The 24,639-nt window shown below is 66.4% G+C and carries 20 protein-coding genes; 14 read left to right on the top strand and 6 right to left on the bottom strand.

Annotated features, from left to right (window positions below):
* Positions 1-4: 4 nt before the first annotated feature.
* Complete coding sequence (locus FDW84_RS10445; RefSeq protein WP_138609163.1) at positions 5-892, bottom strand: SDR family oxidoreductase; 888 nt, start codon at positions 890-892, stop codon at positions 5-7.
* Between the two features lie 217 nt (positions 893-1,109).
* On the opposite strand from FDW84_RS10445, the gene FDW84_RS10440 reads away from it, so the two are divergent.
* The 4 genes from FDW84_RS10440 to FDW84_RS10425 all read left to right on the top strand — a co-directional run bounded on the left by FDW84_RS10440 (position 1,110) and on the right by FDW84_RS10425 (position 6,415).
* Positions 1,110-2,693: an acyl-CoA carboxylase subunit beta gene (locus tag FDW84_RS10440; RefSeq protein ID WP_138609161.1), complete on the top strand. Its 1,584-nt coding sequence runs from the start codon at positions 1,110-1,112 to the stop codon at positions 2,691-2,693.
* A complete protein-coding gene (locus tag FDW84_RS10435) occupies positions 2,690-2,926 on the top strand; it encodes an acyl-CoA carboxylase subunit epsilon (protein WP_138609159.1) in 237 nt (78 codons plus the stop codon). The genes FDW84_RS10440 and FDW84_RS10435 overlap by 4 nt, the downstream gene beginning before the upstream one ends.
* Positions 2,927-2,957: 31 nt before the next feature.
* On the top strand, positions 2,958-4,640 hold the full coding sequence (locus FDW84_RS10430; RefSeq protein ID WP_138609156.1) for a DUF885 domain-containing protein: 1,683 nt from the start codon (positions 2,958-2,960) through the stop codon (positions 4,638-4,640).
* 332 nt (positions 4,641-4,972) lie between these two features.
* A complete protein-coding gene (locus FDW84_RS10425; protein ID WP_138609154.1) occupies positions 4,973-6,415 on the top strand; it encodes a dicarboxylate/amino acid:cation symporter in 1,443 nt (480 codons plus the stop codon).
* Positions 6,416-6,548: 133 nt separating this feature from the next.
* On the opposite strand, the gene FDW84_RS10420 is transcribed toward FDW84_RS10425, so the two are convergent.
* Positions 6,549-7,109, bottom strand: coding sequence for a hypothetical protein (locus FDW84_RS10420; RefSeq protein WP_138609152.1), 561 nt, complete (start codon positions 7,107-7,109; stop codon positions 6,549-6,551).
* A gap of 163 nt (positions 7,110-7,272) precedes the next feature.
* On the opposite strand from FDW84_RS10420, the gene FDW84_RS10415 reads away from it, so the two are divergent.
* The 6 genes from FDW84_RS10415 to FDW84_RS10390 all read left to right on the top strand — a co-directional run bounded on the left by FDW84_RS10415 (position 7,273) and on the right by FDW84_RS10390 (position 14,439).
* Positions 7,273-7,974 carry a TetR/AcrR family transcriptional regulator gene (locus FDW84_RS10415; RefSeq protein ID WP_240721476.1) on the top strand — a complete coding sequence of 234 codons (702 nt, stop codon included), beginning with the start codon at positions 7,273-7,275 and terminating at the stop codon, positions 7,972-7,974.
* A gap of 36 nt (positions 7,975-8,010) precedes the next feature.
* Positions 8,011-10,533: an MMPL family transporter gene (locus tag FDW84_RS10410; RefSeq protein ID WP_138609151.1), complete on the top strand. Its 2,523-nt coding sequence runs from the start codon at positions 8,011-8,013 to the stop codon at positions 10,531-10,533.
* A gap of 65 nt (positions 10,534-10,598) precedes the next feature.
* A complete protein-coding gene (locus FDW84_RS10405; protein ID WP_138609149.1) occupies positions 10,599-11,240 on the top strand; it encodes a Maf family protein in 642 nt (213 codons plus the stop codon).
* Positions 11,241-11,403: 163 nt separating this feature from the next.
* Positions 11,404-13,218 carry an acetyl/propionyl/methylcrotonyl-CoA carboxylase subunit alpha gene (locus tag FDW84_RS10400; RefSeq protein ID WP_138609147.1) on the top strand — a complete coding sequence of 605 codons (1,815 nt, stop codon included), beginning with the start codon at positions 11,404-11,406 and terminating at the stop codon, positions 13,216-13,218.
* An 18-nt stretch (positions 13,219-13,236) separates the two neighbouring features.
* Positions 13,237-13,671 (top strand): YybH family protein, encoded by a 435-nt coding sequence (locus FDW84_RS10395; protein WP_138133376.1) that lies wholly within the window; start codon positions 13,237-13,239, stop codon positions 13,669-13,671.
* A gap of 36 nt (positions 13,672-13,707) precedes the next feature.
* Positions 13,708-14,439, top strand: a complete 732-nt coding sequence (locus FDW84_RS10390; RefSeq protein WP_138609145.1) for a glutamine amidotransferase — start codon at positions 13,708-13,710, stop codon at positions 14,437-14,439.
* A 154-nt stretch (positions 14,440-14,593) separates the two neighbouring features.
* On the opposite strand, the gene FDW84_RS10385 is transcribed toward FDW84_RS10390, so the two are convergent.
* On the bottom strand, positions 14,594-16,006 hold the full coding sequence (locus FDW84_RS10385; RefSeq protein ID WP_138609143.1) for an MFS transporter: 1,413 nt from the start codon (positions 16,004-16,006) through the stop codon (positions 14,594-14,596).
* Positions 16,007-16,280: 274 nt separating this feature from the next.
* Here FDW84_RS10385 and FDW84_RS10380 point away from each other — a divergent pair, with 274 nt between their 5' ends.
* From FDW84_RS10380 to FDW84_RS10370, 3 genes are read left to right on the top strand one after another with little or no spacing between them, the layout of a single operon-like run.
* A complete protein-coding gene (locus FDW84_RS10380; protein WP_138609141.1) occupies positions 16,281-17,756 on the top strand; it encodes an MFS transporter in 1,476 nt (491 codons plus the stop codon).
* 1 nt (position 17,757) lies between these two features.
* Positions 17,758-20,001, top strand: coding sequence for a molybdopterin oxidoreductase family protein (locus FDW84_RS10375; RefSeq protein WP_138609139.1), 2,244 nt, complete (start codon positions 17,758-17,760; stop codon positions 19,999-20,001).
* The gene (locus tag FDW84_RS10370; RefSeq protein ID WP_138609137.1) at positions 19,998-21,560 is read left to right on the top strand and encodes an FAD-dependent oxidoreductase; all 1,563 of its coding nucleotides are present in this window, start codon (positions 19,998-20,000) and stop codon (positions 21,558-21,560) included. Before FDW84_RS10375 ends, FDW84_RS10370 begins: the two co-directional genes overlap by 4 nt.
* Positions 21,561-21,620: 60 nt before the next feature.
* On the opposite strand, the gene FDW84_RS10365 is transcribed toward FDW84_RS10370, so the two are convergent.
* The 3 genes from FDW84_RS10365 to FDW84_RS10355 all read right to left on the bottom strand — a co-directional run bounded on the left by FDW84_RS10365 (position 21,621) and on the right by FDW84_RS10355 (position 23,639).
* Complete coding sequence (locus FDW84_RS10365) at positions 21,621-21,806, bottom strand: PspC domain-containing protein (protein WP_138609135.1); 186 nt, start codon at positions 21,804-21,806, stop codon at positions 21,621-21,623.
* Positions 21,807-21,809: 3 nt separating this feature from the next.
* A complete protein-coding gene (locus tag FDW84_RS10360; RefSeq protein ID WP_138609133.1) occupies positions 21,810-22,070 on the bottom strand; it encodes a hypothetical protein in 261 nt (86 codons plus the stop codon).
* Positions 22,071-22,223: 153 nt separating this feature from the next.
* Positions 22,224-23,639 (bottom strand): NAD(P)H-quinone dehydrogenase, encoded by a 1,416-nt coding sequence (locus FDW84_RS10355; RefSeq protein WP_138609131.1) that lies wholly within the window; start codon positions 23,637-23,639, stop codon positions 22,224-22,226.
* A 103-nt stretch (positions 23,640-23,742) separates the two neighbouring features.
* Here FDW84_RS10355 and FDW84_RS10350 point away from each other — a divergent pair, with 103 nt between their 5' ends.
* Positions 23,743-24,561, top strand: coding sequence for a purine-nucleoside phosphorylase (locus FDW84_RS10350; RefSeq protein WP_138609128.1), 819 nt, complete (start codon positions 23,743-23,745; stop codon positions 24,559-24,561).
* The last annotated feature ends 78 nt before the right edge of the window (positions 24,562-24,639 follow it).

The following is a 24,639-nucleotide window of genomic DNA, read 5'->3' as shown; positions in this document are numbered from 1 at the left end:
CCGGCTACAGGAAAATGTCCGGGACCAGGCTCTCCTCGGGTGCCCCCAGGCTGTACGGACGGAAGTCGGTGACTCCCGCTGCCGCGAGCACCTCTTCGTCAGTGTAGAAATTGCCGCTGGGCCGGCCGCCGGCTCCCAGATTGCTGCCGGTCAGCACGGCGTGGGCAGCGTCCGCCATGATTTGCGGATCCCGGGCGGCCTGGACCATCACCTCGCCCTGGGGCATGTTCCTGATGGCCGCCGTATCGATCAGGGTGCACGGCCAGAGCGAATTAACCCTGATTCCGTCCGCCTTGAGCTCCTCGGCAAGTCCCAGGGTGGTGAGGCTCATCCCGTACTTCGCCACGGTGTAGGCGAGGTGTTTTCCGGCCCAGTGCGGATCGAGGTTCAGCGGCGGCGACAGGGTAAGGATGTGGCCCCGGCGCGAGGCGCGCAGCGCCGGCAACGCCAGCTTGGACATCAGGAAGGTGCCCCGGACATTGATGTCCTGCATCAGGTCGTACTTTTTCATGTCGACGTCGTCCGTACGGGAAAGGTCGATGGCGGAAGCGTTGTTCACCACGACGTCGATGCCGCCAAAGCGGTCGATGGCCGAAGCCACGGCGCGCGCCACGTCGTCGTCATTCCGGACGTCACCTACGAGGGGCAGCGCCTGCCCGCCCGCGGCCACCAACTCCTCCGCCGCAGTGTAGACCGTCCCGGCAAGCCTGGGATGCGGCTCCCCCGTCTTGGCCAGCAGCACGATGTTGGCTCCGTCCTGGGCTGCGCGCCGGGCGATGGCAAGCCCAATCCCACGGCTGCCGCCGGAGATCAGGAGGGTCTGCCCCTGGAGCGATCCGGCCGCCTGATAGGGGCCCGCCTGGCGGTGGAAAGCATCATTGCTCGAAGTCATGCGACCACTGTAACCCAACTAAGTTACCCGCAAGTAACATACGAGTGCTGCTGAGGGCACCGCAGAAAATTGTAGGTTCCCTACAGCTGCGGGCGCCGGAAGCGTCACTAGACTTGCCAGCAGGGTTCGTCTTTTGTGTGGAAGCTACTTAAACCAACAGCACAGCCCGCGAGCGCCAGCACCACGAATCAATTTGCTACAGAGCCGGAGATACTTGATGAGCCACGATCTGACAACGACAGCGGGAAAGATCGCCGATTTCCGCGACCGCCAGGCACGTGCCGAAAAGCCCTCCGGCCCCGAAGCAATCGAGAAGCAGCATGCGCGCGGCAAGAACACTGCGCGGGAGCGCATTGGCCTGCTGCTGGATGAAGACTCCTTCGTCGAATTCGACGCCCTTGCCGTGCACCGCTCCAACGCATTCGGCATGGAAAAGAAGAAGCCGCTCGGTGACGGCCTGGTTTCCGGCTACGGCACGGTGGATGGCCGCCTGGTGGCCGTCTACAGTCAGGACTTCACGGTGTACGGCGGCTCCCTCAGCCAGGTCAACGGCGAAAAGATCGTCAAGGTCCAGGAATTCGCACTGCGCAACGGCTGCCCGGTGGTGGGCATCCTGGACGGCGGCGGCGCCCGCATCCAGGAGGGTGTGGCGTCCCTGGCCATGTTCGCCGACATCTTCCGCAACAACGTCCATGCCTCGGGTGTGGTGCCGCAGATCTCCCTGATCATGGGCCCCTCCGCCGGCGGTGCCGCCTACTCCCCCGCACTTACGGACTACGTGGTGATGGTGGACAAGACCTCCCACATGTTCATCACCGGCCCGGACGTCATCAAGACCGTCACGGGCGAGGACGTTGATATGGAAACCCTGGGCGGTGCCCGCCAGCACAATGCCACCACGGGTACCTCCACCTACCTCGCCTCGGACGAAGCGGACGCCATCGAGTTCGTCCGCGAACTGCTGGATTTCCTTCCCTCCAACAACCTCTCAGAAGCCCCCGTCCTTGAGCACACGCAGGGGCTGGAGCTTGACGATGACGACCTGGCCCTGGACGCGCTCATCCCCGATTCCGCCAATCAGCCCTATGACATGCGCACCGTCGTCGAGCAGATCGTCGACGACGGACACTTCCTGGAAATGCAGGCGCTGTACGCCCCGAACGTGATGATCGGCTACGGCCGGGTGGAAGGCCACACCGTGGGCATCGTTGCCAACCAGCCGTTGCAGTTCGCCGGCACGCTGGACATCGCCGCCTCGGAGAAGGCCGCCCGGTTTGTCCGGCACTGCGACGCCTTCAACATCCCCATCATCACCCTGGTGGACGTTCCCGGCTTCCTGCCCGGCAAGGACCAGGAGTTCCAGGGGATCATCCGCCGCGGAGCCAAACTCCTTTACGCCTATGCAGAAGCAACCGTGCCCAAGCTGACCGTCATCACCCGCAAGGCCTATGGCGGCGCGTACATCGTGATGGGATCCAAGAAGCTGGGCGCCGACCTGAACCTGGCTTGGCCCACCGCACAGATTGGCGTCATGGGCGCGCAGGGCGCCGTCAACATCCTCTACCGCCGCGACCTCGCGGCAGTGGCCGAAGCCGGCGGCGACGTCGAGGCCTGCCGCGCCGAAGTCATCCGGCAGTACGAAGAGGAACTTCTGAACCCCTACCAGGCTGCCGAGCTGGGCTACGTGGACGCCGTCATCGCCCCGTCCGACACCCGGCTGCAGATCATCAAGGGCCTGCGCGCCCTGCGCGACAAGCGGGCGAGCCTGCCCACCAAGAAACATGGGAACATTCCGCTGTGATCGCCAACGAACCTGCTGATGTAGGCCAGCCGGCCGCTGAACCACTGCTCTCCGTGGTGAAAGGACAGCCCACTGCCGAGGAACTGGCGGCCCTGACCGCCGTCGTCCTCTCCCTGGGCGGCGCCGAACCGGCCCGGACGGACAAGCCGCCGGTCCGGCACTGGGTGCGCCGCCAGCAACTCAGGCTGGAGCCTACGCCCGGCCCCGGCGCGTGGAAGCGAAGCCGCGGCTGAAACCCACATCCCGAGGCGTTAGTCTCGGTGTGTGACTACAGACACTTCTCCTGCCACCCGCCCGCACACCCGCATCGACGCCGTCGCAGATGACTACACCGAGACGCTCATCAGGCTCAACCCGTCCTTCGCCACCACCCTCGGCGTCCCCGGGCACGAAACCGAGTACCAGGACTTCTCCCCTGCCGGCATCGCCGAATTCGCGGAAGTTGCCCGGAAGGCCCTGGCGGACCTTGAAGGCCTCGAGCCGGAGGACGACGTCGATGCCGTCACCCTTGACGCCATGCAGGAGCGGCTGGGCCTGCAGCTGCTGATCCACGCCTCGGGCTGGGACTACGCGGACCTCAACAACATCGCCTCCCCGGCCCAGGACATCCGCGCCATCTTCGACCTGATGCCGACCGCGACCGAGCAGGACTGGCTCCATATTGCAGGCCGCGCCCACAACGTCCCTGCAGCCATCGATGGCTACATCGAATCGCTGCGCCTCGCCAAGGACGCCGGCAGGGTGGCCGCAGTGCGGCAGGTGAAGATCGTCATCGAGCAGGTCACCAAGTACGCCGCGGAGGACGGCTTCTTTGCGAAGCTGGCTGCCGGAGCGTCCACATCCGCCGGGCCCTTGCCCGCCGCCGTCCAGCAAAAGCTCGACGGCGGTGCTGCCGCCGCCCGGACGGCCTACGCCGGGCTGGCCGAATTCCTCCGCACTGAGCTGTTCCCCGCCGCGCCGGAAAAGGACGCCGTGGGTCGGGCCCGTTACGCGCTGGCCTCCCGTTCCTTCCTGGGCGCCACTGTAAACCTGGAGGAAACCTATGCCTGGGGCGTGGAGGAACTCGACCGGATCATCGCCCAGCAGGAACAGGTGGCGGACAGCATCAAGGCCGGCGCCAGCATCGCCGAAGCCAAGGACATCCTGAACAACGATCCCGCCCGCCAGCTGAAGGGGAAGGAAGCCCTGCGGGAATGGATGCAGGAACTTTCCGACAAAGCGGTGGCTGAACTGGCCGGCGTCCATTTCGACATCCCGGACGTCATGAAGAAGCTGGAATGCCTCATCGCCCCCACTGACGAGGGCGGCATCTACTACACCGGACCCTCCGACGACTTCAGCCGGCCCGGCCGCATGTGGTGGTCCGTCCCCGCCGGGGAAGACACCTTCACCACCTGGGCCGAAACCACCACCGTCTACCACGAGGGCGTTCCCGGGCACCACCTCCAGGTGGCCACCGCCACCTACCGGCGCGAACTGCTCAACAAGTGGCGGCGCAACGTCTGCTGGACCTCCGGCCACGGCGAAGGCTGGGCGCTGTATGCCGAGAAGCTGATGCAGGAACTGGGCTACCTGAACGACCCCGGCGACCACATGGGCATGCTGGACATGCAGCGCATGCGCGCCGCCCGCGTGGTGTTCGACATCGGTGTGCACCTTGAACTCGACATCCCCGAACGCTGGGGCACCGGCACCTGGACTGCGGACAAGGGCTACCAATTCCTCAAAGGGAACCTGCCCATCAGCGAAGGCCAGCTGAACTTCGAGTTCACCCGCTACCTGGGCTGGCCCGGCCAGGCACCCTCCTACAAAGTGGGGCAGCGCCTCTGGGAACAGATCCGCGCCGAGCTTGAGGCGCGCCCCGGGTTCGACCTCAAGGAGTTCCATACAAAGGCCCTCAACGTCGGCTCTGTAGGGCTGGACACCCTCCGCCGGGCATTGCTCTAAGTTTCACTGGATGGGGCCACACCGGCCCGCCGTGGGCGCCTTCCTCTGCTTGCTGCTCCTTCGTTGCTCTTTGGGCCCATGCCAGCAGGGTTCCCTGGCCGAGCTTGCGAGGCTAGGGAACCGTTGGGGAGCAAGCTGCCGGAAGGCAGCCACGTCGGTCCTTTTCCCCGAGCGCCAGGGAGACATTAAGCACACCTTGGCCGGGAATACGTAACATCAGGGGCTGAAACCCTGATTTTTCGGGGTTTTGCGGCTGGAGATGAGATTTGGGGCGCGTAATGTTTCTAAATGTTTGTTCGCCGTGGTATTGGGTGGGGGTCTAGCTTGTTCTGGTGAGCACTCAGACAAGCACCCCCTCCCCCGCAGGGAAGACCGGTTTCCAGCTGCCCAAGTGGGCTGGTTCGTTCGGCTTCCAGATCATTGCCGCCCTCATCGTCGGGCTTGGCCTCGGCCTGCTGGCCAAGTACACCGGCAGCACCAAGGCCAACCCCAACGGCCTCGGTGCCACGCTGCAGACCATAGGCTCCAGCTATGTGTCACTGCTGCAGACCGCGGTTGTACCCCTGATCTTCACCGCCGTCGTCAGTTCCATCTCCAACCTTCGCCAGGTGTCCAACGCCGCGAAGCTTGCATGGAACACCCTGCTCTGGTTCGCCATCACCTCGCTGATCGCCGTCCTGATCGGTATCGGCCTGGGCGTCCTCCTGCAGCCCGGTTCCAACACCGGCATTACGGAGGAGGCGAAGTACTCCGGCAAGTCCGGTGACTGGTGGGCATTCCTGGTGGGACTGTTCCCCAAGAATTTCCTGGGCCTGGGTGCCAACTCCACCGTCGCTGAGTCCGGTGCCGTCACCACGTCCGTCAGCTTCAACGTCCTGCAGATCCTGGTGATTGCCATCGCCGTCGGCGTCGCTGCCCTCAAGGTGGGCAAGGCTGCGGAACCGTTCCTGAACCTCAACGCCTCGGCCCTGGCCGTCATCCAGAAGGTCCTTTGGTGGATCATCCGCATCGCACCGCTGGGCACCGTCGGCCTGATCGGCAACGCCGTCGCCGTCTACGGCTGGGACACCATCGGCTCCCTCGGCAAGTTCACCTTCGCCATCTACGTCGGCCTGGCCCTGGTGCTCTTCGCGGTCTACCCCATTTTGATCCGCACCCACGGCCTGTCCATCAAGCAGTACTTCTCCGGAGTATGGCCCGCCGTCCAGCTGGCCTTCGTATCCCGCTCCTCCGTAGGCACCCTGCCCCTCACCCAGCGGGTCACTGAGCGCAGCCTCGGCGTCCCCCGCGCCTACGCTTCCTTCGCCGTACCGCTGGGCGCCACCACCAAGATGGATGGCTGTGCCGCCATCTACCCCGCCATCTCGGCGATCTTCGTTGCCCAGTTCTTCGGTATCCAGCTGGACTTCAGCCAGTACCTGCTGATCGCCCTGGTGTCCGTCCTCGGCTCCGCCGCAACCGCCGGAACCACCGGTGCCGTGGTGATGCTCACCCTGACGCTGTCCACGCTGGGACTGCCCCTGGCAGGCGTCGGACTCCTCCTGGCCATCGACCCGATCCTGGACATGGGCCGCACAGCCGTGAACGTGGCCGGCCAGGCGCTGGTCCCCACCATCGTGGCCAAGCGCCAGGGGATCCTGGACGAGCAGGTGTACAACGCCGCCCGGAACGGCACGCCGTTTGTTGACGAGACGGTCGACGCTGAGCCTGCCGCTTCCACCGATGGAACCACTACGGACACCGCTCCGCGCGAGCTCGCAGGTTCCAAGGCCTAGCAGCCAGCTGCCCACCCTGCAGCAGAAGAAGAAGTCCCCGGGAAATCTCCCGGGGGCTTCTTTCGTTTCAGGCGCCTCAGTGCCCAAGCTTCTGCCGGGGGCGTCTGTGCCACAGGCCTCAGCGCCAGGCACTTCAGTGGCGGCCGCCGCCAACCACTCCACTTTCTACTGCCCTGGTGACGGCGTCGGCCTCAGCCTGTGTCAGCTTCCCGTCCGTTACCGCCTGGTCCAGCCGGGTCTTCAGCTCTGCAGTCTTCTGTGCCTGCCTTTCACTGCGGAGCTCCTCCAGCGCGGCGGTGACCTTGAACTCTTCAATGCCCAGTGATTCAGCCAGCGACTTGGCCAGCGCGGCGTCACGGGTGGCAGCGTCAGGTTTCTCACCATCTGCCGGCGACGTGGTCGGTCGGCTTGCCTCCCGGAAGGCCTCGAACGCCTCCGTCACGTTGGCTTCCTCCACGCCCAGTTTCTCCCCAAGGGCAGCTGCCTGCGCAAGACCGCGCTCCCCGCCCCGTCCGCCGTGCTTACCTATGCCGCTCCCGGGAGTGGTGCCGGCGTCCGCCGATGCGCTCGAACCTGCGCTCGGTGTGGGAGCGGGTGTGGTGGTGGCGGAGGCCATCCCGGCAACGCCGATTCCGGCAACCACGGCCAGCGCCGTGGCGGACAGGCCAAGGGTGATGTTCTTTGTGCGTGACATTCTTTGTCTCCTGGTACTGCCGTCGGATGACGGCTGTTGTCGGTTTGCCCCTTGCGGGTATCTCCAGCGTCCGGGATCAACTTCTGGTGAACCTGTCCAGAACCTTTCATTCTCCTGTGAAGGCAAGTTGCGCAGAGTGCAAAGTTGCACGTAGTGTAAGAGCGTGATTGCTTCCTCATCGACCGCTTACACTGCCGGAGCCCCTTCCCGCCGCGAGTTGAATAAAGCCGCCACCCGCCAAGCCATCACTGATGCAGCCTTGGCCCTCCTGCGAGCCAAGGGCCCCGGTAACTTCACGGCTGAAGAAATCGCCGACTCGGCCGGAATTTCGCGCCGGACGTTCTTCAACTACTTCAGCAGCACCGATGCCGCGCTGGCCTCCGTCGTCCATGCGTTCCTGGACAACGCCATCCAGCAGCTGAGGCTGCGGCCGGCGGAAGAACCTGTCCTGGAATCAGCCCAGGCAGCCCTGATGGCCCTCGCCGACCCCAAGGCAGTGGCACCGCTGGCGGAACTGTTCACCCTGACCCAGCACAGCCCGCTCATGGCGAATACGGAACTCCAGGCGTGGGACCATTGCCGGGAGCAGGTTTTTGCCGTGGCCCGGGAACGCGTGGCCGTAACACCTGGCGGTGAGGACGAACTGTACGTCCAAGCGCTGGCCGGCTCCGTCATCTCCTGCGGCAAGGCAGCCATGCAGGTGTGGTTCAGCCGCCGCGGCGCTGACCTCTCAGCGGAATCCCTCGCCGAGCTCCGGCAACTGCTTATCGACGCCATGGCCCTGCTCGGAGCCGGTTTCAACTCCCGCAGACACGCCGGCGGCGCGGGGAGATCCAGCCCTGCGCCGGCCGGCCCGGCTTCCTGAAACTCCCGTTCCTCCTGATCAGATCGGTTTCCTTACATGGCTTTGTTCCTTTATCGCCTGGGCAAGTTCTCCTACCGCCGGCGCTGGCTGGTAATCTCGCTGTGGCTTGCCGCCCTGGCGGTCGTTGGCGGGTCGGCCGCCGCGTTCCACGGCACGCTGTCCAACAACTTCCAGATTCCCGGCACCGAGACACAGCGGATTGCCGACAAGCTGAAGGAAGAGCTCCCTTCCGCCTCAGGGGGCACGGCGACGATCGTCTTCGAAGCACCCGACGGCGGCTTCACTGCCGAGAGCCGGACCGCCGTCACAGATGCGCTGAAGAAACTGGAGTCGGTGCAGGATGTGCGCGGCACCGTGGATCCTTTCGCCACGCAGGCCCAGGTGGACCAGGCAGGCCAGGCCATCAGCGACGGCGAGCAGCAGCTTGCGGCAGGACAGGCACAGCTGGATGCCTCCCGCGCCGAGCTTGAAGCCGGCAAGGCGCAGCTCGCAGCAGCAGAACAGCAGCTGGCTGCAGCCGGTGCCCCCGCCGCCCTTATTGAAGCCCAGCTCGGCCAGCAGAAGGCCGCAATGGCAGAAGGAGAGGCGCGCCTGCAGGCCGGGGCAAGCGAATTGGAGGCCAGCAAGGAAAAGCTTGAGCTCGGCAAGCGCCAGGTTGATGCGTCCTCTGCCATCCGCTTTATATCGGAGGACGGCCGGGCCGCCGTGGCGCAGGTCCAGTTCGACACGTCCATCAACGGCCTGAGCCCCGAGGTCCGCCAGCAGGTCCAGGACATCGCGCACGAAACCTCCGCTGCAGGCGTCACCGCCTACGCCAGCAAAGAGATTACCGAGGACATTTCCGAGCTCTTCGGTGCCGCCGAGATCATCGGCATCGCGGTCGCGGCCCTGGTCCTGATCCTCATGCTCGGAACCCTCATCGCCGCCGGGCTTCCGCTGCTGATGGCCATCGTCGGAGTAGGCGTGGGCGTCGGCATTACCTTCGCCCTGTCCGGGCTCTTCGACATGAGCTCCATCTCCCCCATGCTGGCCCTCATGCTGGGCCTGGCCGTGGGCATCGACTACTCGCTGTTCATTGTCAACCGGCACAGGACCCAGCTGCTCGCCGGAATGGAGCCTGAGGAGTCGGTGGCCCGTGCCACCGGAACCTCCGGCAACGCCGTCGTGTTCGCCGGTCTCACCGTGATCATCGCCCTTGCCGCCCTGGTGGTGCCCGGACTGCCGTTCCTGGCCGTCATGGGCCTGGCCGCGGCCGGAACCGTGGCAGTGGCAGTGCTGGTGGCCATCACCCTCACCCCTGCCATGCTTTCCCTGATTGGCCGGCGCATCATCTCCCGGCGGGCCTGGGCCAAAGCCGAAGCCCACAATGCTGAACCGGGCCATGAAGTCGAAGATGAGGCCAAGGACCGCGAGCGCAGCATCCACGGCTGGGGCGGCCTGGTCACCCGGCACCCCGTGCTGGCCCTCCTGGCCGGCGTCCTCCTGCTGGGCACCCTGGCCCTGCCTGCCACCCAGCTGCAGCTTGCCCTGCCCGACGGTGGATCGGAGCCGGTGGAATCCGAGGCGTATCAGGCATACGACCTGACCGCCCGCAGCTTCGGTGAAGGCGTCACCGGCCCCATCGTGGCCGTCGGCGAGTTCCCCGCCGGCCTGGACGAGGCCCAGGCGCAGACCCTGCAGTACGACGTCGCAGACGAACTCCGCGCTGTGGACAACGTTGAAGCAGCAGTACCCGTCGCCCTGAGCGAGGACCGCCGGACCGCGGTGTTCCAGGTGATCCCCAAGGAAGGCCCGGCCAGCGCCAGCACCGTCCAGGTGGTTTCCGAACTGCGGGGCCTGAACGAAGAGGTCCAGTCCAAATACGACGTGACCCTGGGCCTGACCGGGCAGACCGCCGGAAACATCGATGTCTCCACCAAGCTCGGTGGCGCCCTGCCGCCGTACCTGGCCATCGTCGTCGGACTGTCCCTTGTCCTGCTGCTGCTGGTGTTCCGCTCGATTGTGGTGCCGCTTCTCGCCACCGGCGGGTTCCTGCTCTCCCTCGCCGCAGCCTTCGGCGCCGTGGTGGCCGTCTACCAGTGGGGCTGGCTGGGCAGCGTTTTCGACGTGGCCAACCCCGGCGCGGTGCTGAGCTTCCTGCCCATCATCCTGATCGGGGTGCTGTTCGGGCTGGCCATGGACTACCAGGTGTTCATCGCCTCCGGCATGCGCGAGGCGTACATGCACGGTTCCACGGCCAAGGAGGCGGTCCGGGTGGGCTTCAGCCACGCCGCCGCCGTGGTGGCTGCCGCCGCCATCATCATGGTCAGCGTCTTTGCCGGCTTCATCTTCAGCCACCTCACCATGGTCCGGCCGCTCGGCTTCGCCATGGCGTTTGGTGTGCTGCTGGATGCCTTCGTGGTGCGCATGACCCTGGTGCCGGCCGTGATGTACCTCCTGGGCGAAAAGTCCTGGTGGCTGCCGCGCTGGCTGGACCGGATCCTGCCTGACGTGGATGTGGAGGGGGCCAGGCTCAGCCGTCCCGAGACAGCTCCGGCGGCCGGGGAACTGGTCCACTAGAACCGCTGGTCCATCGGGCCGGCGCTGGTCTTCCTGGCTGGCGCCGGTCCACTAGGCTGGAGACCGTGGTCCGCCTGATTCTCGCTTCCCAGTCCCCCGCCCGCACCAAGCTCCTGGCGGAGGCCGGCATCCGGCACTCGGTGCTGGTCTCTGACGTGGACGAGGACGCCGTACAGGCACGGTACGGCGTGACCGATCCACACGATACTGCCTTGCTGCTGGCCAGGGCGAAAGCCGAAGCGGTAGCAGCGCTCCCGGATGCGGAGGGGGCATTGGTCCTTGGATGCGACTCGGTGTTCGAGTTTGACGGAGAGGCCCACGGCAAGCCCTACACGGCCACCGTTGCGCGTGAGCGGATGCTGCGAATGAGCGGCAACTCCGGAGTGCTCCACACGGGGCATTGGCTGGTGGACTGCCGGGACACGGATCCCGACGACGGCGGCGAGCCCGGCACGGGTGCAACCCTGGGGACCGTGGCCTCGGCCGAGGTCACCTTCCTGGAGATGGAGACGGCAGAAATCGATGCCTACATCGCTACCGGCGAACCACTGCACTGCGCCGGATCCTTCACCATTGACGGCCTGGGCGGGGCGTTCATCCGGAAGGTTGATGGCGACCCGCACACCGTCGTCGGACTTTCGGTCTCCACGCTGCGCGGCCTGCTGGCCTCCGCAAACGTGCGCATCACCGACCTGTGGTCCGCCTGACGCCCTGCAAACCCTGCCTGTCCGTGAAGGCAAAAGCGCCGCATTTCGCGAAGTCTTGTAGCTTCCCTACAAAGCCCGACCCGTTTACACGCGGATTCCGCAAGTAATATCGGCGGAACCCTCAAAACCGCGCTAGGCTCCCTGAAGGAAAGAAGGAGACGCCTTGTCAGCATATTTGGAGCAGTCCGCAGGAACCAAGCAGTCGACCCTCACAAAGGTGCTGATCGCAAACCGCGGTGAAATCGCCGTGCGCATCATCCGCGCAGCCCGCGACGAAGGCATCGCCTCGGTCGCGGTCTACGCCGACCCGGACCGGGATGCCCTCCACGTGCGCCTCGCCGACGAGGCCTACGCCCTGGGCGGGAACACCGCCGCGGAGTCCTACCTGGTGATGGATAAGATCATTGCCGCCGCGGTCCAGTCGGGCGCCGACGCCATCCACCCCGGCTACGGTTTCCTCGCCGAAAACGCCCAGTTCGCTGCGCGCGTGATCGAGGCGGGCATCACCTGGATCGGCCCGTCCCCGGAGGCCATCTCCGCCCTCGGTGACAAGGTCCAGGCCCGGCACATTGCCGAGAAGGTAGGCGCTCCGCTGGTCCCCGGCACGGCCGATCCTGTCGAGTCTGCCGGGGAGATCCTCGATTTCGTGGACCGGCACGGGCTTCCGGTAGCCATCAAGGCCGCCTTCGGCGGCGGCGGCCGCGGCATCAAGGTGGCCCGCACCCGGGAGGAGATCCCCGAGCTCTACGAATCAGCCGTCCGTGAAGCCACCGCCGCATTCGGCCGCGGGGAATGCTTCATCGAGCGCTTCCTGGACGCTCCGCGGCACGTGGAAACCCAGTGCCTGGCGGACGCCCACGGCAATGTGGTGGTCGTCTCCACCCGTGACTGCTCGCTCCAGCGCCGAAACCAGAAACTGGTGGAGGAGGCACCGGCCCCGTTCCTCACCGAAGACCAGAATCGGCGCCTCTACGAATCCTCCAAGGCCATCCTTAAGGAAGCCGGCTACCTGGGCGCCGGCACCTGCGAATTCCTGGTGGGCAAGGACGGCACCATCTCCTTCCTGGAAGTCAACACCCGGCTCCAGGTGGAGCACTGCGTTTCCGAGGAAGTCACCGGCATCGACCTGGTGCGCGAGCAGTTCCGGCTGGCCCGCGGAGAGGAACTCGGCTACGGCGACCCTGAGGTGCGCGGCCACTCCTTCGAGTTCCGCATCACCGGTGAGGACCCGGGGCGGAACTTCATGCCCGCCCCCGGCACCATCCGCGTCCTGAAAAACCCCACCGGCCCCGGCGTCCGCGTCGATTCAGGCATTGAACAGGGCGACGAGATCAGCGGCAACTTCGACTCGATGCTTTCCAAGCTGATTGTGACGGGAGCCAGCCGACCCCAGGCCCTGCAGCGTGCACGCCGCGCCCTGGAGGAGATGGTGGTGGAAGGCATTCCCACCGTCATCCCGTTCGACCTTGCCGTGGTTTCGGATCCCGCCTTCGCCCCGGCCGAGGGTCCGTTCTCGGTCCACACCCGCTGGATTGAAACCGAGTTCGTCAACAACCTTCCCGCCTGGGCGCCGGACGGCGCTGCCGCTACAGACGGTGCCGCGGAGGAGCGCCAGCGCGTGGTGGTCGAAGTGGGCGGCAAGCGGCTCGAGGTGGTCCTGCCCGCGTCCCTGGGTTCCGTGGGAGCCGGCGGGGCAGCATCTGCAGCGAAACCTGCGAAGTCCAAGAAGCGTTCACGCTCCGGCGGTCCGGCCGCTGCCACCGGCAATGCCCTGACCTCCCCCATGCAGGGCACCATCGTCAAGGTCGCCGTCACCAATGGCGACGTAGTGACCGAAGGTGACCTGGTGGTGGTCCTGGAGGCGATGAAGATGGAACAGCCCCTCACCGCGCACCGTTCCGGCACCATCATCGGGCTTGAAGCGTCCTCCGGCGAAACGGTGTCCGCGGGCGCCATCATCGCCATGATCGAAGACTAGAAAGCCCCGGAGGCACCCATGCTCGCACCCAGCTTCCAGGAAGAAGTGGACCGCTACCACCTGGCCGTCCCGGATATTACCCAGGGCAATCCCGCGCCCGTCAAGGAGCTCTATTCCCGCCTCGACGACGTGACCCTGGCCAACCCGTTCGGCGGGATTGCCCGCGGCTGGGCCCAGGTGGAGGCCCGGCTGGACCAGGCAGCGCGGCAGTTCCAGGACGGCGAGATGCTCGGGTTCGAGACCATCACCTCCTACACGGCCCGCGACACCGCTTACCTGGTGGAGACCGAACACTTCCGGGCACGCCTTGACGGGGGCGCCGTGGAGGAGTTCGCGCTGCGGGTGACCAGCATCTTCCGCCGTGAGGAAGGCTACTGGAAGCTCGTACACCGCCACGCCGACCCGGCAGCCCGGCCGCAGTCCCGCCGCTCGCTCACCCAACCGGCAGGCTAGCTGACAGGCCGGGTCCGCGACCGGCACACTTAGCGCATGAAGCCTTTCCTGCTCCTGGCGTCCAGGGCCGAGGACGCTGCCGCCGAAGATGAATATGCCGCGTACCTCCGGTATGGCGGCCTGCAGCCGCGGGAGCTGGTGCGGGTCCGGCTGGAGGCAGCCCCGCTGCCCCAAGTGGACCTTTCGGACTACTCGGGTGTGATCGTGGGCGGAAGCCCGTTCACCTCCAGCGACCCGCCGGAGAAGAAGTCCTCCGCCCAGCACCGCGTGGAGCGGGAACTTGCAGGGCTCCTGGATGAGCTGGTGGCCCGGGACTTCCCCTTCCTGGGCGCCTGCTACGGCGTGGGCACCCTCGGCACCCACCAGGGCGCCGTTATCGACCGGACATACGGGGAACCCCTTGGCGGGGTGGAGATCGAGCTGACCGAGGCCGGTCTTGAAGACCCACTGCTCGAGGGACTCCCCCGCACGTTTACCGCCTTCACGGGGCACAAGGAGGCGTGCACCGTTCTGCCGCCGCACGCCGTCCTGCTGGCCCGTTCCGCGGCCTGCCCGGTCCATATGTTCCGGATCCGGGAAAACCTCTACGCCACCCAGTTCCATCCGGAACTGGACGCGGAAGGCCTCTGCACCCGCATCGACATCTACCGGCACGCAGGCTACTTCCCGCCGGAGTCGGCCGAAGAACTGATGGAGAGCGCCCGGCAGTTCACTGCCACCGAACCCATGAAAATCCTCCGGAACTTCGTGGCCCGCTACGCCCGGTGAGGCCGCCACTCCATACCCAGCGCCTCGCCGTCGTGCCTTCCCGCCCGCTTACTTGCGCCGGAAAAGCCAAATGCCCGCCGCACTCCCCGAAAAGTCGGGGAACACGCCGGGCATCTCGAGCCACAAACCGGGCTGGAAGGCACAGGCTCCGCTGCTACGCCACGTTGTTTTCGTAGTCCAGGTCGCGGGTTTCCTTGCTCACGAACAGGGCGATGAGCGTCAGGACAGCCATGGAGGTCAGGTAGATCCCCACCAGTACGGGGCTGCCGTCGGCCGTCTCCCAGAGCGCCACTGCGATGAACGGGGCCACCGCTGCGCCCAGGATGCTGGAGAAGTTGTAGCTCACGGCTGAACCGGTGTACCTGACGTTCGTCGGGAAGAGCTCCGGCAGCAGCGCACCCATCGGGCCGAAGGTGAGGCCCATCAGGGAGAAGCCGATGACCAGCAGCGCCATGGTGCCAATGAAGCCGCCGCTGAACAGCGGAACGAAGAGCAGGCCGAACACGAAGATGCCGCCGGTCACTGCAAGGAGCATCTTGCGGCGGCCGTACTTCTCCGCCAGCGGCCCGGAGACGAGGGTAAAGATACCGAAGAAGACGACGCCGGCAATCAGCATCCACAGGAAGTCGTTGCGGGTGTAGCCCAGGCCGGGAACGAACGCTGCAGCGGCTGCCTCCGTCATCGGCTTGCCGGCCTTCTCGGCGGCGGCACGGGCCGCCTCGAGGCTTGCGGGACGGGTGCCGTAGGTCAGGGTGAACGTGGTCATCAGGTAGAAGAGCACGTAGGTGGCCAGCATGATGAACGTGCCCAGGATCAGCTGGCGCCAGCTGGTCTTGAAGACGCGGCCCAGGGGCAGCTTGGCCACCTCATTGGATTCGATCACCTTGGTGAAGGCGGGGGTTTCGATCAGCTTGAGGCGGACGTAGAGGCCGATGATCACCATGACGGCGCTGAGCAGGAACGGCACGCGCCAGCCCCAGGCCATGAAGTCAGCCGGGGACAGGGCGTAGCTGAAGACCAGGAAGATCACGTTGGCGATGATGAAGCCGATGGGTGCGCCCAGCTGCGGGAAGGTGCCGTAGATGGCGCGCTTGTTGGCCGGGGCGTTCTCGGTGGCCAACAGCGCAGCCCCGCTCCACTCGCCACCCAGCGCCAGGCCCTGGGCGAAGCGCATGACCACCAGAAGTGCCGGCGCCCAGAAAGCCCAGCCCGGAACCAGCGCTGTGGGCAGGCAGCCAATCAGGAAGGTGGCAATACCCATGGTCAGCAGGGACGCCACCAGAGTGCCCTTGCGGCCGAACTTGTCGCCGAAGTGGCCAAAGACGATCGAGCCGAGCGGGCGGGCGATGAACGCCACGCCGAAGACTGCGAAGGAGCTCAGGAGCTGGGTGGTTTCGTTCTGGCTGGGGAAGAACAGCTGCGGGAAGACCAGCACCGCTGCCGTTGCGTAGACGTAGAAGTCGTAAAACTCGACCGTGGTGCCGATCAGGCTGGCCACGATCACGCGGCCGCGGGAGTTCACCGGCTGCGGCGATCCGGGCACCGTGGAGGTATCGGTGGATGACATATAAACGCTTTCGTGAGAGCCGTCCGGAGGCAGCAGATGCGCTCCGGCTCGAAATAGTTAGAGTTCAATATTAGTTCCCGCGGTCCAGTCAATGGACGAAAGGTCCAGCATGCGGACGTGTGCCGTCCGTCTCATTTTTGCGTGGCTAACAGCGCCTCACGTCCTGCCGGGAGCCCCGATAGGCAAATGTCACAGCTCGTTAACAAACATCGTCGGTCTGCGAAACGCGGCGTCCCTACTTTGGAAGGACAACATCCCCCGAAGGAGGTACCCCGTGACTGTTGATCGCACAGCTGATGCCGGCACCGGCAATTCCCTTGATCTTGACGACACCGCAAGGCCCGGAACCGCCACCGCATCCGCCAGCGCACAGCCCGGCACCACCCGCACCACAGACGCACCCGCGCTTGAATTCCGCCCCGGCCGCTGGATCGCCAACTGGGACGCCGAGAACAAGGAGCAGTGGGCAACCGCCGGCCGGGCCATTGCCCGCCGCAACCTCAACTGGTCCATTTTCGCCGAATTCCTCGGCTTTGTCGTGTGGCAGCTCTGGTCCATCGTGGTGGTCCAGCTCCCCGCAGCGGGCTTCACGTTCTCCACCTCGGAGATCTTCTGGCTCATCTCCATGCCCAGCCTGGTGGGCGCCACCCTCCGCATCCCCTACACCTTCATGGTTCCCCGCTTCGGCGGCCGCAACTGGACCATCGTTTCCGCGCTGCTGCTCCTGATTCCCTCCATCGGCCTCGCCCTGTGCGTCTCCAACCCGGAAACTCCCTTTGGTGTCATGCTGCTCATCGCCGCGCTGGCCGGCTTCGGCGGCGGCAACTTCGCCAGCTCCATGGCCAACATCACCTTCTTCTACCCTGCACGGGAAAAGGGCTGGGCGCTGGGCCTGAACGCCGCCGGCGGAAACATGGGAGCCGCCGTCGCACAGCTCGCCGTGCCCATTGCCATCACCCTGCTGGCCGCGGGAACGGTCAACCTGCCCCTGGCGGGCTGGATGTGGGTTCCGCTGATCCTGCTCGCGGCATTCGGCGCCTTCAAGTACATGGACAACCTCACCAGCGCCAAGGGGGACGTGGCCGGCTCGGTGGCAGCTGTCAAGGAACCGCACCTGTGGATCATGGCGCTGCTGTACATCGGCACCTTTGGCTCCTTCATCGGCTTCGCCGGAGTATTCCCCAAGCTGATCAAGGACTACTTCCCCGCGTTCTCCTCCATTGGAGTGGGCACCGTGGCACTGTCCCTGGCCTTCCTTGGCCCGCTGGTCGGTTCCCTTGCCCGGCCCTATGGCGGCCGGATGGCTGACCGGATGGGCGGCGCCCGCATGACCGTGGCAGCCTTCGCCGCCATGGCCGTGATCACCCTGACCATGATCTGGACCCTGCCGCTGAAGAACTTCTGGCTCTTCCTGGTCCTCTTCCTGATGCTCTTCACCGCCAGCGGCTTCGGAAACGGCGCCACCTACCGGATGATCCCGGTCATCTTCGCAACCTCCAGCCGGGCGGCCAGGAAGGGCGCCAGCTCGGTGGCCACCCAGCGCCTTGCATCCTCCGCCCTTGGCCTGATTTCGGCCATCGGCGCCTACGGCGGATTCGTGATCCCGCAGGTCCTTAACGCATCGAACTCCGCCAGCGGCTCCTACACGCCCGCCTTCTACGGCTTCGTCGCGGCCTACGTCCTGATGCTCACGGTCTGCTGGGCCTGCTACATCCGCAATGCCAACCGAAACGCGATGGGACACGTCTAACATGACCAAAAGCGCCGACACGCACTGCCCCTACTGCGCCCTGCAGTGCGCCATGACGCTCACGTCTTCCCAGGATCTGGCCCCGGCTCCCGAGCCGGGGCCAGACCCCGTGCCGGCACCAATGGCAGCAAAGCCGCCCGCCGCACGGCAGTCCGCCGTCAACTCCCCCGTCCCGGAGGTGCCCCTCACCGTCCAGGGACGCGACTTTCCCACCAACCGCGGCGGCCTCTGCCGCAAGGGCTGGACCTCCCCCACCCTCCTGAACCACGCGGGCCGGATCACCGAGCCCCTGCTGAAGGGCGGCGACGGCGTCCACCGCCCCATCAGCTGGGAGCAGGCCCTGGACCTGGCCGCCTCCGCTGTCAGGGATGCCCGCGCACGCTACGGTGCTGACGCCGTCGGTGTCTTCGGCGGCGGGGGCCTTACCAATGAGAAGGCCTACATGCTGGGCAAGTTCGCCCGGCTCGCCTTGGGCACCTCCCGCATCGACTACAACGGCCGCTTCTGCATGTCCTCCGCCGCGGCCGCAGGAATGCGGGCCTTCGGAGTGGACCGCGGCCTGCCGTTCCCGCTGGAGGCACTGGACACGGCCAGCACCATCCTGATGCTGGGCTCCAACGTGGCAGAGACCATGCCGCCCTTCGTGCAGCACCTGAAGGGAACGCGCGACGCCGGCGGGCTGATCGTTGTCGATCCCCGCCGTTCCGCCACGGCTGCTTTTACGGCCGACGGCGGCGGCATCCACCTGCAGCCTTTGCCGGGCACCGACCTCGCCCTCCTGCTGGGCATCTCCCACGTGGTCATCCACGAGAAACTGGTGGACACGGCCTACCTCCAGGAGCGGACCTCCGGCTACAGTGCCGTAGCCCGCAGCGTCAACTCCTTCTGGCCCGAGCGGGTGCAGTCCCTCACCGGCGTCCCCGCCGACCTGATTCGGGAAACGGCCCGCCGGCTCGCAGCGGGTGCCCGCCAAGGCGGCAGCTATATCCTGACCGGCCGTGGCGCGGAACAGCACGTGGACGGCACCGACACCGCCACCGCGGCCATCAACCTGAGCCTCCTGCTGGGCCTGCCCGGGTCTGCCCGCAGCGGCTACGGCACCCTCACTGGCCAGGGCAACGGCCAGGGCGGCCGCGAGCACGGCCAGAAGGCCGACCAGTTGCCCGGCTACCGCAAGATCACCGATCCTGCTGCCCGGGCACATGTTGCCGGCGTGTGGGGTGTCCCGGAGGAATTGATCCCCGGACCCGGGCTGCCCGCCGTCCAGCTTTTGAAGTCGCTGGGAAAGCCCGACGGCGTCCGCTGCCTTTTCGTCCACGCCTCCAACATTGCGGTCGCTTCGCCCGACGCCAGCGCCGTGATCGAGGGGCTCCGCAGCCTGGACTTCCTGATGGTCTGCGACTTCTTCATGTCCGAGACCGCGGCCGAGGCCGACCTCATCCTCCCGGTGCTTCAGTGGGCGGAGGAGGAGGGCACCCTGACCAATCTTGAGGGCCGGGTGCTGCGCCGCCGCCGTGCCCTGGCCCCGCCGCCCGGTGCGCGCAGCGAGCTCTGGATCATGGCCCGGCTGGCCGAAGCCCTGGACGCCCCCTCCACCTACAGCGAGGACCCGGAAACGGTATTCCAAGAACTCCGCCGTGCCTCCGCCGGAGGGCTGGCCGACTATTCGGGCATCGATTACGCCATGCTGGACCGGGGCGAGGCCGCTTACTGGCCCTACCCCGCGGGCAGCACCGGGACTCCGCGCCTGTTCCGGGACAGCTTCGCCCACGCCGACGGCAAAGCCGTGATGGTCCCGGTGGCGCCCCGCCGCCGTCGTACTCCTGCCGCGGACCCCGACCCGGCCGCACAGGCCATGACCCTGATCACCGGCCGCCTCCTGGAGCACTATCAGTCCGGGGCGCAGACCCGGCGGGTGACGGAACTGCTCGCATCGCAGCCGGAGGCGAAGCTGCAGATCCATCCGGCGGCAGCGGCCTCCCTGGGCATCACCGAAGGGGCTTTCGTGTCCGTGGCCAACGAGCGCGGCGAGGTGGTGTGCCGGGCGGAACTCAGCAACGCCATCCGCCCCGAAACGGTCTTCCTGCCCTTCCACTTCCCGGAGCTGGAAAGCGCAAACCGCCTCACCGAGGCCGCCACCGACCCCATTTCCGGAATGCCCGAATTCAAGTTCAACAACGTGTGGGTCCGGCCCGTTACCGTCCCCCGTTCCACCAACGTGCTTCAGACGACGGAGGCCTCATGAGCGAGCAGATTGTCATTGTGGGATTCGGTCCGGTGGCCGCCCGGCTGGTGGATGAGCTGCTGCCCGCCGTCCGCAGCGGCATGGTGGCCCTGACAGTCGTGGGCGACGAAGCAGAAGCTGCCTACAACCGGGTGCTGGTTGCCGACCTTGGCGTGGGACGCACCACAGCCGAGGCGCTGGCCCTCTCCGACGCCGCAGCCCTGGCAGCCGACGGGGTGGACGTGCGCCTCGGAGTGCGCGTGCGGCGGGTGGACCGGGCCCGGCAGCAGGTCCTCCTGTCCAACGGCGCAGCTGCGCACTATGACCGCCTCGTCTTTGCCACGGGGTCACGACCGGTCATCCCCAACCTGACCGGCATCAACCCGGACCCCACCTCCCCTGTGCTTCCGGCAGGGGTCACCGCGCTGCGCGACCTGCGCGACGCCGAGGCCCTGCGCCGGGCGGTGGACGGCGGGAAGCGGGTGGTGGTCCTGGGCGGCGGCGTGCTGGGCCTGGAAACCGCCCTGGCCGCGGCGGAGGAGGGAGCCACTGTCACCGTGGTGCACAACGGGCCGCACCCGCTGGGCCGCAACATCGACCGCGGCGGCGGCGCCGTCCTCGCCGCGAGCCTCCGCCGCTGCGGCGTCCGCGTGGCCGGCAACGCCCGCTCCACGGGCGTGGAGCACAACGCGCCCGACGGCGGCTTCTCGGCTTTGCTGCTCGACGACGGGTCAGCGATCGACGGCGACCTCCTGGTCATCTCGTGCGGTGTCCGTCCCCGAACCGAACTTGCCGAGGGCTGCGGGCTGTCCACATCCGCGGGCATCCTGGTGGACCACAAACTCCGTGCCCACCATGAGCCGCACATCTTTGCCATCGGTGACTGCGCCGAGGTCCGCTGCCCGGACCCGGACTGCACCCGCTGCCGCAGCGCCAAAGGCCCGTCCGGGCTGGTGGGGCCCGGCTGGCGGCAGGCCGAATGGCTCGCCGAATACCTGGGCCGGCTGGCATCAGCAGTACAGGAAGACGCAGACCTCCTGCCTGAACTGCCCGCCGAGCAGGCTGGCGTGATCGTCCTCAAAGCCCGCGGCATGAACATGGCGGTGGCCGGGGACAATTCCGCAGAGCCCTGGGATGAGGACGTGCTGGCCGCCGGCGCTGTCAACGGCCGTCCCCGCCTGCAGATTGCCCAGTGGGCGGACCCGGAACACGGCCGCTACGTCAAGATGACCACCCGCGGCGGGGTCCTTGAAGGCCTGGTCGCGGTGGGAATGCCCCGCACTGCCGCGGAGCTGGTGGGATTGTTTGAGCGCGGCGCGGAACTGCCCGCGGACAGGTCCCTCCTCCTGCGCCTCGACGGGCCGGACCAGCTTCCCGGCTCCGGCCCCGCCAGCCCGGAAGGCACCGTGTGCCGGTGCGCCGGCGTCAGCGGGGCCACGATCCAGGGGGCGGTGGAGGATGGCTGCGCCACCGTGGCCGAAGTCTCCAAGGTAACGCGCGCCGGCACCGGCTGCGGCGGCTGCCACGAGGACATCAAGGGGCTCATCGAAAAACACTTCCAGGCGGTCTCAGCCGCCTGAGTGAAGACCATGCCCTGGCCGCCCCGCCTCGGCTTCCGGGCCCGCCGCACGGAAGGAAAGTTACACCGGGGCCTTTGGAATGATGATCCAGAGCACGATGTAGGCGAGCTCGCCCACCCCCACCAGTCCAAAGATGACGAAACCGAGCCGGACCAGGAATTTCGGGAGGCCGAACCGTGCCGCCAGGGCAGCACAGACGCCGCCGATGATCTTGCCCTGGCGGGGCCTTACGAGGGCGGTGGTCATGGCCTAGCCTTCCGTTTCGGCTGACGAGTTGGAGTTGAAGTCCCCGTTGGCCACTGCCTCCGCGTAACGGGTGAGGTCCGGTCCCGGCTGGAAGTCCACGAACTGGTCCTTCAGCTGTTCGAACAGGAACTTATACACCTCTTCCTTGTCCGCATTTGCCAAGGAAGAGGTTGCCTGCCGGACCGCTTCCTGCAGTGCCCGGTCCGCATCCAGCAGGATTTTTTCGCGCGCCTGTTCGTTCCACTTGACGTCCTTCAGTTCCACGAGCTACTCCTTGCGTCGATGGCTGATGCAGGGACGGCCGGGAAATTCGCTGATGAAAATCCCGGCCGGTCCTTGAAGGAGTCTATGCAGGCGGCAGCGGAAGGGTCCAGACCTCCGGCCCGGCTGCGGGGCCCAAATCCTGCCCCGCCGCACCTACAGGTGGACGTGCAGCCGCCGCGCGGCCTCGGAGATGGATCCGCTCAGGGACGGGTACACCGTGAAAGTGCTGGCGACGTCGTCCACGTGCAGCTTCTGCTTCACCGCGATGGAGATGGGGAAGATCAGTTCCGAGGCGTTTGGCCCCACCACCACGCCGCCAATGACAGTGCCCGAGCCCTTGCGGGCGAAGATCTTGACGAAACCGTCCCGGTGGTTGCGCATCTTGGCGCGGGCGTTGCTCCGCAGGGACAGCTTGATGACGTCGCCCTGGTACTTGCCGGAATCAATCTCGGCTTCGGAAACGCCCACGTTCGCGATCTCCGGGGAGGTGAAGATGTTCGACGCCACCTGGTGCAGCTTGAGCGGGGTGACGGTGTCTCCCATGAAGTGCGCTACGGCTATGCGGCCCTGCATGGCAGCCACCGAGGCGAGCGGGAGCACACCTGTGCAGTCACCTGCGGCATAGATGCTCGGGGCGGAGGTCCGGGACACGCCGTCAACCTTGATGTGTCCGCTCTCGCTGAGCGCAACGCCGGCCTCTTCGAGCCCGATGCCGGCAGTGTTGGGAATGGAGCCCAGGCACAGCAGGCAGTGGCTGCCGGTGACTTTTGAACCGTCGCTGAGGGTGACCACTACGCCGTCTTCCGTCCGTTCCACGGCTTCGGCGCGGGAACGGGACAGGACGCGGACCCCGCGGCGCTCGAACACTTCCTCCAGAACCACAGCTGCGTCAACATCGGAGCCAGGCAGCACCCGGTCACGGCTGGAAATCAGCGTCACCTTCGAACCGAGCCCGTTGTACGCGGAAGCGAACTCCGCGCCGGTCACGCCGGAACCCACCACGATCAGTTCCTCGGGCAGTTCATCGAGATCGTAGATTTGCGTCCAGTTGAGGATCCGATCACCGTCGGGCCGGGCCGTCTCGAGCTCGCGCGGATGGGCACCCACCGCAAGCAGGATAGTGTCCGCCTCTATTGTTTCGGTGCCTTCAGCGGTCAGGACCTCGATCGTATGGTCGTCCAGCAGCCTGCCGGACCCTGAAAGGATCCGCACGCCCTGGTGCTCCAGGCCGTCGTGTATGTCCTTCGACTGGCTGCGGGCCAGGTTCAGCAGGCGGTCGTTAATGTGCTTGAGGTCTGCGCGCATCACCGGCACGAAGTCGCCGCCGTCGACGTCGAACTTGACTCCCAGCTCCCCCGCTTCACCCACACGGGTCATGAGGTCGGCGGTGGCGATCAGGGTCTTGGACGGGACGACGTCCGTCAACACGGCCGATCCGCCGAGGCCGGCCCGCTCGATGATGGTGACCTGCGCCCCCAGTGAAGCGGCCACCATGGCGGCCTCGTATCCGCCGGGCCCACCTCCCAGGATTGCGATGCGGGGCGAACTGAAATCTGGATGCGTAGTCACAATCCCCCATTCTCCTCCAGCTATGCCGCTCCGCCAAAGAAAACGGTCTCTGGGCAAAGTGGGAGGGTGGGCGGCATCACGTGCGGCAAGATAGCTTGTACCAGTGAGTACAACTGACTTCCTGAACACCGATCCCTTCGCAGCCGCCCGCGCCGCGGCCGACTACATCGCCGAGGAAACAGGAGTGGACGGCCATGACGTCGCCCTGGTGCTCGGTTCGGGCTGGGCTGAAGCAGCCGACCTGATTGGCGAGACCACGGCCACCCTGTCCGCGGACGAGGTACCGGGTTTCCATGCCCCAGCCGTCGAAGGCCACGTGGGCACCATCCGCTCGGTACTGACCAAGGGCGGCAAGAGGGCGCTGGTCCTGGGCGCAAGGACGCACTACTACGAGGGCAAGGGCGTGCGCGCAGTGGTGCACGGGATCCGGGCGGCAGCTGCCGCCGGGTGCAAAACCCTGGTGCTGACCAACGGCTGCGGCGGGCTGCAGGAACAGTGGGCACCGGGCACGCCGGTGCTCATCAGCGATCACATCAACCTCACCGCCGCCTCCCCGCTGGAGGGTGCAACCTTCGTGGACCTGACAGATCTCTACTCGTCAAGGATCCGCGGCCTTGCCCATGAAGTTGACGCAACACTGGAGGAGGGCGTGTACGCCCAGTTCCCGGGGCCGCACTACGAAACGCCGGCCGAGGTGCAGTACGCCAAGCGGATCGGCGCCGACCTGGTGGGAATGTCGACGGCGCTGGAGGCCATCGCAGGGAGGCATGCAGGCATGGAGGTGTTCGGCATTTCCCTGGTCACCAACCTTGCCGCCGGCATCAGTCCGGAGCCGCTGAGCCACCAGGAAGTCCTCGAAGCGGGAGAGGCGGCAGGTCCACGGATTTCAAAGCTGCTCGCGGAAATCATTGCCCGGCTCTAGCCCGGACTGGACGCAAAGGGGCCAGTGCGGCCAGGCCGAGGGATCCAGCTGTGGTGCCGGTTGCGGGAACTGACGGGC

Source organism: Pseudarthrobacter sp. NamE5 (assembly GCF_005796225.1).
Lineage (GTDB): Bacteria > Actinomycetota > Actinomycetes > Actinomycetales > Micrococcaceae > Arthrobacter.
The sequence above is the reverse complement of the archived record's forward strand: the minus strand, read 5'-3'. Positions and strand labels throughout refer to the sequence as shown.